This window comes from Verrucomicrobiota bacterium, from assembly GCA_039027815.1.
In the GTDB taxonomy this organism is placed as follows: Bacteria; Verrucomicrobiota; Verrucomicrobiia; order Verrucomicrobiales; family JBCCJK01; genus JBCCJK01.
In genome coordinates, this window is sequence record JBCCJK010000056.1 from 1 (window position 1) to 11,480 (window position 11,480).

General features: G+C 63.0%; 5 protein-coding genes. 2 read left to right on the forward strand and 3 right to left on the reverse strand.

The features are described 5' to 3' along the window. Nucleotides 1-253 precede the first annotated feature (253 nt). The 3 genes from AAF555_11500 to AAF555_11510 all read right to left on the reverse strand — a co-directional run bounded on the left by AAF555_11500 (nucleotide 254) and on the right by AAF555_11510 (nucleotide 8,731). Nucleotides 254-970, reverse strand: a complete 717-nt coding sequence (locus AAF555_11500) for a DUF2071 domain-containing protein (GenBank protein ID MEM6912190.1) — start codon at nucleotides 968-970, stop codon at nucleotides 254-256. A gap of 442 nt (nucleotides 971-1,412) precedes the next feature. Further along, the gene (locus AAF555_11505) at nucleotides 1,413-7,283 is read right to left on the reverse strand and encodes an alpha-2-macroglobulin family protein (GenBank protein MEM6912191.1); all 5,871 of its coding nucleotides are present in this window, start codon (nucleotides 7,281-7,283) and stop codon (nucleotides 1,413-1,415) included. 56 nt (nucleotides 7,284-7,339) lie between these two features. Next, entirely contained in the window at nucleotides 7,340-8,731 is a 1,392-nt protein-coding gene (locus AAF555_11510) for a class II fumarate hydratase (GenBank protein MEM6912192.1), read from the reverse strand. 104 nt (nucleotides 8,732-8,835) lie between these two features. Here AAF555_11510 and hisC point away from each other — a divergent pair, with 104 nt between their 5' ends. Beyond that, nucleotides 8,836-9,945, forward strand: coding sequence for a histidinol-phosphate transaminase (gene hisC / locus AAF555_11515; GenBank protein MEM6912193.1), 1,110 nt, complete (start codon nucleotides 8,836-8,838; stop codon nucleotides 9,943-9,945). Nucleotides 9,946-9,956: 11 nt separating this feature from the next. After that, nucleotides 9,957-11,294: a tRNA uridine-5-carboxymethylaminomethyl(34) synthesis GTPase MnmE gene (mnmE, locus tag AAF555_11520; GenBank protein ID MEM6912194.1), complete on the forward strand. Its 1,338-nt coding sequence runs from the start codon at nucleotides 9,957-9,959 to the stop codon at nucleotides 11,292-11,294. Nucleotides 11,295-11,480 lie beyond the last annotated feature (186 nt).

Sequence of the window (11,480 nt, forward strand, 5' to 3'; positions counted from 1 at the left end):
CCGATTCGCAAACCACGCACCCACCCAAGGCCTTTCCGACTACCTATCACTTGGGATCAGCTGCACCCAGAACAAGAAGTCTCCCCCCACCGCGCCGGGGACGTCGCGGGCCACCGGGGAAAGCTTGCTACCGTAGTTTTCGGGGGGCTTCTGCTAGGATGGTCTTCGCGATGTCCCATTGGCTCTCCGCCCTATTCATCCATGACTCCTATACACCTGACAAATAGTACGACTTCTATTTGCGAGACCGCTTCTAGGCGATCTTCTGGCCATCGTAGACGGCCACCGGTGAGCCTTCCGCGTAGAGGACGCTGGTGGGGGCTTGGCTGAGGGGCTCGGCGAAGGCTTGGCCGTAGAGGGAGACGAGATCGATTTCTGCGATGGGTTGGCTGGCGGGGCGGACTCGCCAGCGGGGGTGGGCCACCTGGTATTCCACGGTGTTTCCGCCTCGGGTGTGGCTGTAGCCCCAGTAGTGCTCCGTGATGAATTCCTCTTCTGATCCCGGCTGCAAGTCCTCGGCCGGTCCGTCGAGGGTGAGGCCCAGGGTCTGCCAGGCGCCCCCGTGTTTCCACTGGTAGCGAGCGCTGGGATCGGGCTCGTCCAGGCGAAGTTGGTGGCGCATTCTGGTGGTGACATACTTTTCTCCGTAGCAAGCGCGGGCGACCCAGGTGATGGCGGGCTTGGGCACGATTTCCTTGATGAAAACGACGCCCCGACGCCACTCGCCATCGGGGCCTTGGCGCTTGACGTAAAATCGGAGGTTCACCTCATCGAAGTGCTGATGGAAGGGAATGGGGAAGCCTTTCAGACGGGTTTTCAGAAAACGGAAACCCACGAGGCTGGCGAAGGTGCGGTCTTGGAAGAAGTCGAGCGCGGTGCCGGCCGGGAGGTAGGGGGTGAGCACGGAGGGCTCGACTTCGTAGTTCAGAAAGAGGAGATGTCGCCATTCGGCGGTCAGGAATTTGGGCATCAGGTTTTTTACGCGTGCAGCGCGTGGTAGGCCGGGTCGTCTCGATGAGCCGTTTGGGTGAGTTACAAAAAGACTTCTGGAGTGCGGTGGCTTGCCGGGGCCAACTATCCAGCCCTAATACCAAATCCAAGAAATCTTTGGACGATAGGATCTGATGGGGTTGGTAATTCAGGCAGCCTGTGGCTGCGGGAAGAGGCGTGGCGGGCGTCTTTTGGCTCCTGACGGCGTTGGTCGGGTCAGGCAGGACCCCGGTCCAGCCTGACCACTCCCGCCTTGCCAGAACCCAAAAACCGCTCCGCTATCGTCCAAACCTTTCTTGGATTTGGTATAAAGAGCGCTCCCACCCCCTCCCTATAAAACTCCCTCCACCCTCGCGGGGCAAGCCCCGCCGCCGCACTCCACAAACCTTGGGGTTATTCGAGGCTCGCCGGGATGAGTCGCGCTATCTTACGATGAGATCTACATTCTCCGAATGGGCGTTGAACTCGGGGGCATACATGGAGCGGATTTCGGCCAAGCCCATGGGGTATTCCCCGGCGTGTTGGATGCGGACGCTATACTCGAAGACATATTTCCCGGGGAGCAGCCGGTCGATGAAAAAGTGGGTCGCGGTGTCTCGGGTCACTTGGTAGTAGCCGAGGTCATCCTGCCAGCGATAGCCGGAAAGGACATCGACTGGCTCGGTGCCGGAGCCTCGGTGGTCTTTTAGTTGGAGGAATTCCATGGCGCGATCCGTCTCGAGCGTGAGGCGGACGACGAGTTCCTGACCGATCTCTACCGGGCCAGCCACTTGGCGGAGGACGGGGCCGCTTGGGGTGTTCTCGCGTGTGAAGAGGGTTTTGGTGAGGCGGAGAGGGGTTTCGTTGTGGGCGGTGATTTGATCGAGGTCGTCGAGGTATTGCCAGTGCACCGAGGCCCAAGAAACGCCTTCGTCATTCTTCGTGAGGGTGATGTCGCCCATGGAGGGATCGATCTCGGCTTTGCTGAAGGTCTTTTCGTAGAAACCGGTGCCGGCTTCGGAAGTCTCTGGTTCGATGGTTTTCTGGCCGAGTTGGATTTCAAGGAGTGCGTCGCTGGTGAGCCATTGGGGGCGGGACGCCCCCACTCCTTGAAGGAGAGCGTAAAGGGCGTCGCTGGTGGCTTTGGTGGTTTTCCAGGCTTGGGTTTGCTTTTGTTTGAGGAGCCAGACTTGGCAGTTTTCGACTGCCTTGTCATCGCCATCGATTTCGCGGAAGGCTTCGATCATCATGGCCTGCGTTTCGATGGGCGCTTGCCACCACCACCAGCCTTCGCCCTCGCGGTCTTTCCAATACATGCCGCGTTCTTCATCGATGATGGCGTTCTCTTTCAGTGATTGTGTGATGAGCTGGGCGGTCTCGCTTTGGCCGAGGCGATGCAAGGCGAGCGCGGTTTGGGCGCGGGAGAAGCGACTGCGGGTGCTCGTCCAGTATTGCTCGGCTTGGGAGACGAAGTAGTCGAAGGCGGGTTGGTTGTTTGCGCTGATGACCTTGTCCTTGAGGAAGAAGGTTCGCGTGTAGAGGTAGTGGGCGATGTGGGGGGAGTAGTGGTTTTGGTCGAGGGTGTCGTCTTCGAGGATGTCTGCCCAGCGTTGGCGGAAGTCGGCGTCGATGGCAGGCAGGGCTTGGAGCGCGGGGGTGAGATCCGTTTCGATACCGAGAGCGCGGAGTCGCGCGAAGCCGGTGCTGAGGTAGAGGCTGATGTATTCCGAGCCACGGCCACCGGGGAACCACGGCCAGAGGCCGTCGGGGCGCTGCATCTCGGTGAGCTTGCGGAGGGCTTTCTCCAGCTCGTGCTCGACGGTGTTCGGCTCGAAGTAGAGGCCGACTTGGCGACGGGCTTCGGATTCGTTGGTGGCTTGGCGAACCCAGGGGGTTTCCTCCAAGGCGATCTGCTTGATCTCTTCGTTCTTTTCTAAAGGCGAATCGAGGGCCTCGGTGCCGCGCCATTGTTCGAAGATCTTGGCGATCTTGGGATCGCTGTTCGCGATGTGCTTCGCGAGGGCGTTGGCGTAATAACGATTGAAGGTCTGCTCGGCGCACTCGTGGGGAAATTCCATGAGGTAGGGCAGAGCCATGATGGCATACCAAGCGGGGTGGGAAACTGCCTCTACTTCGAGGCGTTGGCTGCGGAGAGTTTCTGATGCGCCGCTTGCGAGGAGCTTGGGGAAGGCGAATTCCTGGCTGCCTTGGCCGCGAATGGGGAGAGCAAGGGATTCAGTAACGAGGATTTTTTTGGAAAGCACCGGCAACCAACCTTTTTCGCCATCGGAGAGGTCGCCAGTGGAGGCGACTGCTTGGTAAGTCAGGAAAGGCGTGCCCTCGGGGACGGTGATCTTCCAGGAGAGGGTGGCGCTTTGCTGGGCGGGGATGGTGAAGGGCTGTTCGAGATCGCCCGAGATGAGTTCGGCGCTGCGGTCCTTTTCCGTGCGAGCTTCCGCGAGGGTGAGACGGGCCACGCCGGTCTGTTCGGCTTCGCTTTGGTTGCTGACCTTGGTGGTGAAGTGGAGGGTGTCGCCCACGCGGAGGAAGCGCGGCGGGTTGGGCTGGACCATCAGTTTCTTGGCCGTGATGGCCTGGCCCTCCAGGTGGCCGGCGCGCAGTCTGGTATCGTGGGCAAAGCCGAGAAAACGCCAAGTGGTGAGGGCCTCCGGCAGGGTGAAGTGCAGGCGGACTTGGCCGGTTTCAGGGTCGCTCGTGAGGTGCGGGAAGAAGAAGGCGGTTTCGTTGAGGTTTTCGCGGAGGGTCACTTGATCGAGGGCGGGTCGTGGGGAGGGGCTTTCCTCCGCCAGGCGGCCTGCCAAGGCTCCGTCAGACTCCGACGACGGGGCCGGGCTGGCGAAGGGATCGGAATCCCCAGCCAATTCCAAGACCCCTCCTCCGGCGCTGAAGGCTCTTTCCTCTCGGCCAAAGAATGGGCCAAAGAATGAAAGGGCCCCGAGCTTCTCGTGGAAGGAGCGAAACGGGGGAAAGGCGGGGGCCAGGCCCTCCCAAGTGACCCGGGAGTAGGAGCGCTGGGAAGCGGGGCGGATGCTGGCGGCGCGGTAGGAGAGGCTACCACGATCGTGGTAGAAACCGGAAAAGCTCGCGGGAAAATGGTGCGGGAGGTAGGCGTCGAGCGAGGCGTCGTAGAGGGTGGCTACGAATTCGGCGTCCAGGGCCTGGCCTTCAGGCGTCTCGATGACGGCCGTCCAGGATTCTTCGGCCCCCGGCCGAAGCTTGTCCGTGAAATGCTCCCAACGAAGGCGGAGTTGCTGATGGCTCCAGGGAACGGCGATGTGGTGGGCGCTTTCGTGCAAGCGGTTCTCGCTGATCTGGGAGACGACCAACTGGAAGCCACCTCGGTGTTTTTCCTGCACGGCGAAGGTGAAAACTTGTTGGGTTTTTTGCGGGTCGGTCTGATAGCGGGCGATCCTTTGGCCGCGATGAAAAAGCTCCACGCTGGCGTGGGCGCTTTCGTAGCCTGAGCCCCAGAGGAAACGGAAGGTCTCGCCCGGCTGCACTTGCCAACTAGGCGACTCCACGACAAAAGGCTGCCGAGCGGGGTAGCTGGAGGCTTGCTCGTCCACGACCTGAAAGCCGTAGAGGGCGGTCAGGGCCTGGCCTTGACCGTCTTGGGAGGTCCAGACCGCGCGATAGAGTCCGGCGGGGAGCGGGGCCAAGGTGGCTTGGGTTTGGCCGGCTTGGCTGGCCAGGCTCTGGGTGGCGACGACCTCGCCGAGGGGCCAGGTGTCAGGATCGGTGCTTTGGCCCGCGCGCGAAAGGAGCGCGGGGCGGAGGACTTTTTCGGGTTCTTGCAAGCGGTGGACGGTCAGCTCGCCCTCGAGATCCCGGGGTTCTCCATCATGGGAGAGCGTTCGCACTTGAAGGACAATCGGGCGGTCGACGGTCAGCCAAGGCTCGCTCGATAGGCTGACTTGGGCGGCGGTGTAGGCCAGACGGATGGTCTGGCGGGCAGAGCGGGTTTCGCCGGTGCGGTCGGTGACTTCGGCGCTGATTTCGAAGTGAAAGACCGGTTCGGTTTTGGGATCGATGCCGGGCTCGGGGAGGGCCGGGAAACGGATGGCGAAGCTGCCGTCAGGCGCGGTTTCGGCCGTTCCCAGGGCGATTTCCTGGTCGCCCGCGGAGGGCGGCTGAACCCACCAGCACCAGCGAATCCAGTCCGGAAAATGAGGGCGGCGAACGACCCGCCAGCTGACCCGAGCGCCGTCGATCGCGGCCCCGGTGTAGGCTTCCGCTTTGCCAAGCACGGTGACGGTGTCCCCTAACTGGACGCTGGCCTCGGGAGGTTCGAGTTTCGCGAAGAACTGGGGCCGCTTGTATTCTTCCACGTTGAGAGAAGTGGATCCCCTCGCGCCGGGGGCGCTCAGGCGACAGCGCCCCAGGAGGCTGCCGCTGGGTGCGGTCAGGGTGGTCGAAAAGGAGCCGTAGCCATTGGTGGTGACGGGGGTTTCGGCCAAGACTTGGCCCTGGGGATCCCGGAAGAGGAGGGTGAAGCGGTGGTCCGCGACCGTGGTGTATTTGTTTTTTCGGGAATCGGCGTGGTAGCGGATTCCCTTCACGTGGATGCTTTGGCCAGGGCGATAGAGCGCGCGGTCGGTGAAAAGAAGAAGCCGGTCATCGGGCTTGGCGGAGGGTTCTTGAAAGGAATGTCCTTTCCAACCAGCGACGGCCACTCGGCTCCCTCCAAAGGAAGCCAAAAGCTCATAGGAGCGATCTCCTTCCTGAGAGGGGAATTCGAAGAAACCGCTGGGGTCGGTGCGAACGGTTTTGCGTCCGAGCCAGGGCTGGCCTTCCAGGTGGCGGGTGACTTGGGCCTGGGCGAGGGGGCGGCCGCTGAGCGCGTCTTTTACGAAGCCATTCAGCTTTCCCTCTGAGTCGCCCCGCACCACGAGGGCCAGGTCGGTGACCCAGATGGGGCAGGCTTGCAGGAAGGGGTCGCCCGGCTCGAAGTCCGGTTGGCTGCTCGCGACGAGGAGATAGAATCCGGGTTCTAAGTGAGGCGCTTCGGGTGTGGTGGTGGCGGGGCGGTACTTTCCCGTGTCGGTCAGGGGAAGGTCCCAGGCCTGGCTGGGCTCGGTTTCGAGTATCTCCGAGAGGGCCTTTTCGTCGGGATGGGCATCCAGGTGGGGTTCCCAGCGCCGGGAGTAGGCGCGGAGGTAGGCGCGCTCGAGGTTGCGGGTCCGCAGTTCGATCTCGGCCCCGGCGGGGGTCCAAGTCCGCTCGGTTTCCAGCCGGAAGGCAGGGGCTTCGATCTCCCGGACCAATCCTTGGCAGAGCTGGCCGAAAATCGAGTCGGGAAACTGGAGGGCTGAGTCGGTCGCGAGACGATGTGCCTCAACAGCTTGCCCGGCCGACCAGAGAAGACGGCCCAAGCGCTCCGCTGCCAAAGCGGAGAGTTCGTGCTTTGGGTGCGCTTTCAGGAAGCGCCGGAGAGCGGCTTGGTAGGCGACTTGGGTGTCTTCTGGGGAGGCGCGGTCCGCCCAGGCGAGCCGTTCCAAATCGAGTAGAAGAAGGGCGTCTGGCTGGTCCTGTTCCCGGTGGAAGCGGGCCAGACTTTGGTAAAGGCGGAGGGTCTGGAGCTGGCGATCGTTTTCGGCGACCTGCTCTGGCTGCCAGTTGAGAAAGCTTTCCAAATCGCCGAGAGCCGGGGAGTCAGCCGCGACCTCCCAGGGATGGGGAGGGGAGGTGGAGGCTTGCTCGCCCAGGAGGTAGAAATCGATCGCTTCGTGCGCCAGAAAGTCGAAGACGGTGGGGCGAAAGCGATCGCTGAGAGAGCTTTCTGTGAGGAGGGCCGCGATCTCGGCGATGGGCGTTTGCTGCAAGGGGAGGGGCTGGGAGAGGGCTTCTTGGAAGCGCTGGTCAATTTCACCCAGCATGGTCACGAGGTCCCAGGTTTCGAAGTCGTCCCCGGGTGGCTCGGCGGTGGGGGAGCGATCGAGAATGCGCCAGCGGTTTTCCTGGTAGTAGCGAAAGAGCCACTTGGCCGAGAGGGTGCTCAGGAGAGGCTGGACTTGGGACGGTAGGCCAGTGCGCTCCCCGTCTAGGCCTCGGATCATGGCGGCCAGGCCTCCCTCGATCTCCCCTTCCAAGCGATGGCGCAGCGCGATGGCCTTGGCGGCTTCGCCCCAGGCCTTCTCCGCGAGAGCGGCTTTGGAAAGAGGGGCTAGCTTTTGGAGGGCTGTTTGGGGCAGGTCGTCAGCCAAGGCCTGATCGATCGCCTCCCAAGCCTGGTCGCGCGGGCCTGCCACCGCCAAGAGGGGGAGGAGCGGAAGCAAAAAGAGGAGGCGGGTCATCACCCAGCATGAGCGCCCTCTTCTGGGAAACGAAGTTCTTTTTTGTGAGTTCTTTGTCAGCCGGGCTCGGTCATGCGGGCGGGGTCGAGGGCGGCGTCGAGCTGCGCTTGGGTCAGGGAGAGTGCTGCGAGTCGCTCTTGGCAAAGCTCCCGGACGGTCCGCCCGGTTTCCACGCTTTCTTTGGCGATCTGGGTGGCGAGGTCGTAGCCGATGACGGGGGCCAGGCTGGTGACCATGCTGAGGGAATACTCGATGAGTTCACTGCAGCGCTCGGGATTGGCTTCGATGCCCTCCACGCACTTGCTGCGGAAGACTTGGGAGGCCTGGGCCAAGAGGTCGATGCTTTCGAGCAGGGCGTCGATCATGACGGGCATGAAGACATTCAGTTCGAAGTGCCCATTGGCCCCACACCAGGTGACGGTGTTTTGGTTTCCGAAGACGCGCGCGGCCACCATGGTGACGGCCTCGCTCATGACGGGGTTGACCTTGCCCGGCATGATGGAGGAGCCGGGCTGGGTGGCGGGGAGGCGGATTTCCCCGAGCGAGCAGCGGGGACCGGAGCCGAGGAGGCGGATGTCGTTGGCGATTTTGAAGAGGCTGCTGGCGATGGTGTTGAGCTGGCCGTGGGCTTCGACCAAGCTGTCCTTGGCCGCTTGCGCTTCAAAGTGATCGGCTGCCTCCACGAAGGGAATGCCGGTCCGCTCCGCGAGGCGAGCAATGGCCCGCCGGGGGAACTCCGGGTGGCAGTTGAGTCCCGTGCCCACCGCGGTGCCACCGAGGGCCAGTTCGTGGAGGCTTTTGAGGGCTTTTTGAGAGCGATCGACCGCTTTTTCGACCTGCTTGGCAAAGCCGGAGAACTCTTGACCCAGACGCACGGGGGTGGCGTCCATGAGGTGGGTGCGTCCGATCTTGAGCACGTCCCAAAACTCCTGGCTTTTGGCGCGGAGGCTTTGGCCGAGGGCGGTCAGGGCCGGGATGAGGGTGTCTTTGAGCGCGACGGCCACCGCGATGTGCATGGCGGTGGGGAAGGTGTCGTTCGAGGATTGGCTTTGATTGACGTGGTCGTTAGGATGCACGCCGCAGTCGGGCGCGGCCCGTTTGGCGAGGGTGGCGATGACCTCGTTCAAGTTCATGTTGGTGGAGGTGCCGGAGCCCGTTTGGAAGACATCGACAGGAAAGTGCTCCGGGCCGATTTCGCCCCGGAGGATGGCTTCGCAGGCCTGGGCGATGAGGGCGGTCTTGTCGGTCGAGACCACGCCCAGCTCACCATTGGTGTGGGCGGCAGCCCACTTGATGAGCGCGAAGGCGTGGATGAAGGCGGTCGGCAAGGGGCGGCCGGCGATGGGGAAGTTGAGGACGGCGCGTTGGGTGGAGGCCCCGTAGAGGGCTTGGAGGGGGACTTCCATCTCGCCCATGGAGTCGCGTTCAAGGCGGGTTTCTTGGCTCATAGACTGTTTCGTGGGGGGGGTGGTTCTTCTCGGTCGGGGACGGGATTCGTAGGAAAGAACCGGAAGCCTTGACCCTTTCTGCTTTCCACTGAAATTTCCGCCCTATGTCAATTTTGGATCAGGTGCACGCCCAGTTGCGCGATTTGCATGCCTACGAGCCAGGCAAGCCGATCGAGGATGTGGCCCGGGAACTCGGTTTGGAGCCCTCGGCCATTCTCAAGCTGGCCTCCAATGAGAATCCGCTCGGCCCCTCGCCCCGGGCGGTCGCCGCCATGACGGAGGCCCTGCCAAAGGCCCATCTCTATCCTGATGGGGGCGGATGGAAGCTGCGCACGGCCATCGCCGAGAAGTTCGACTTGGACCGCGAGAATGTGGTCTTGGGCAATGGGTCCAACGAGATCATTGAGCTGCTCGGGCACTCGCTGCTCAAGCCCGGCACGAGCACGGTCGTGAGCGATCACGCTTTTGTGGTCTACAAGCTGATGTCGACGCTCTTCGGCGCGGAGACGATTGAGGTTCCGGAGAAGCCGGGCTTTCAGCACGATTTGGAAGCGATGGCGGCGGCCATCCGGCCGGATACCCGAGAGGTGTTCATCGCCAACCCCAACAACCCTACCGGCACCTTGGTGACCGAGAGCGAGATCGAGCGCTTTCTGGACCGGGTGCCCGAGGAGGTGGTAGTGGTCTTCGATGAGGCCTACTACGAGTTTCTCGATTCCCCGCCCGACACCCTGCGATTTGTGAGGGAGGGGCGGAATGTGGTGGTGATGCGGACTTTTTCCAAGATCCAAGGGCTCTCGGCGCTGCGAATCGGCTACGGTTTGGCGCCCCAGCCTCTGGCGGAGGTCTTGCAGAAATGCCGGCAACCCTTCAATGCCAATGCCATTGCCCAAGCGGGGGCTTTGGCGGGGCTTTTGGACCAAGAGCACCAGGACCGGACGAAGTCGGTCACCGATGAGGGAAGGGTCTTTTTCCAAGGGGCCTTTGCCGAGATGGGTTTGGAGTTCATTCCCAGCTTTGCGAACTTTGTCCTGGTGAAGGTGGGCGATGGGGAGGCCGTTTTCCGCGAGATGATGGCGCGGGGCATTATCTTGCGGGCCATGGCGAGCTACAAGCTGCCGGAGTGGGTCCGGATCTCCATCGGGACGCCCTCTCAAAACGAGCGCTGTCTCGAGGAGCTGCAAGCGGTGCTGGCTGCGCAGTCGTTGGCATGATACGAGAGGAGGTGATCGCGGCAGTCGCTTCGCCGCCAGGGCGAGGCGCGATTTCCCTGCTGCGGGTCTCGGGGCCGGGAGCGCTGGCGGTGGCTGCTCAGGTCTTTCGGGCAAGCCAACCGGCCGCTGCTTGGGCGCCGAGACGAGTCCTGAGGGTGCGGGCTTGGGACGGGCAGAGGGAGCTGGACGATGGGCTCCTGACCTTTTTTCGGGCGCCCAAGAGTTACACCGGAGAGGAGCTGGTGGAGTTCACCGGCCACGGGGGGGAGCTGGTGACCGAGCGCGTTTTGGAAGCGCTGTTTCGGGCGGGAGCGCGACCAGCGGCACCGGGGGAATTCACCGAGCGGGCTTTTTTGAACGGCAAGCTGGACCTGACGCAAGCCGAGGGGATCATGGATTTGATCGGCGCGCAAACCGATCTCGCGCTGAGGGCGGCCGCTGCCCAGAAAGAGGGCCGGCTGAGTGAGCGGCTCCTCGAGCTGCGGGGGGAGTTGCTGTCTCTCCTCAGCCACATCGAGGCTTACATCGATTTTCCAGACGAGGACATCGACCCGGAAACCGGCCAGCAGTTGCGGGTCCGCCTGGAGCGGCTGGAAGCGAGAGTGGGGGGGCTCTTGGCGACGGCCGAGGAGGGCAGGATTCTGCGGGAGGGGGCCAGGGTGGTTTTGTGCGGCCAACCCAACGCGGGGAAGTCCAGTCTCCTCAATCGGCTGCTCGGCTTCGAGCGGGCGATCGTCAACGAAGCCGCCGGGACGACCCGGGACACGGTGGAGGAGGTGGTGAATTTTCAGGGGGTGCCGGTCCGCTTGATCGATACGGCAGGTCTCCGGGAGACGGCCGATCCGGTGGAACAAGCGGGAGTGGAGCGCACCCGGGAGGCGATCGCCCAAGCGGACTTGGCCTTGGGGATCATCGATGGGAGCGCGCAGGAAGCCGAGGCGGCTCTCGTGGAGGAGGCGATCGGGGCCGCTTCCAAGGCCCTGCTGGTTTTGAACAAGGTGGACCTGGGGCTCCTGGGGAGCTGGGAGGGGCGGGAGGCGGTGCGCCTTTCCTGCGAGACGGGGGAAGGGGTGGAGGACTTGGCGAGGGTGATCGCCTATCTGCTGGTCGATCGCGAGGAGCTGCGCGCCGAGGGCTTTGTGGCGATCAATTTACGGCATCGCCGGGCGCTGGAGCAGGCCGAGCGGGCTTTGAGCGCGGCTCTCGCCAAGTTGGCTCAAGGGGAGTCGCCCGAGTTTCTCGCGCTCGAGCTGCGGGAGGCGATGGAGGCGGTCGGCGAGGTGGTCGGCCAGCTGGATGCGGAGGAACTCCTCGGGGAAATCTTCGGGAGTTTTTGCATCGGAAAGTAGCGGGCCGCTGATACCAACCTCCAGAATTCACTGTTAGAATGGAGGGGAGGTGTTGTGGGGAAGAGGCGCTGAAGCGCGGGGAAGGAAGAGCCGGTGTCTTTCGAGCCAGCGCTGCGTTGCTCCTCGGTTACGGTGCCTGCACCGCGCCCTCGTCGCGCCTTGGTCTGGCCCGAAATCCACTCGGCC

Excerpts from the sequence above, each read along its gene's own strand:
- AAF555_11500 (MEM6912190.1), bottom strand. The coding sequence starts at position 970 with ATGCCCAAATTCCTGACCGCCGAATGGCGACATCTCCTCTTTCTGAAC.
- AAF555_11505 (MEM6912191.1), bottom strand. The coding sequence starts at position 7,283 with ATGACCCGCCTCCTCTTTTTGCTTCCGCTCCTCCCCCTCTTGGCGGTG.
- AAF555_11510 (MEM6912192.1), bottom strand. The coding sequence starts at position 8,731 with ATGAGCCAAGAAACCCGCCTTGAACGCGACTCCATGGGCGAGATGGAA.
- hisC (MEM6912193.1), top strand. The coding sequence starts at position 8,836 with ATGTCAATTTTGGATCAGGTGCACGCCCAGTTGCGCGATTTGCATGCC.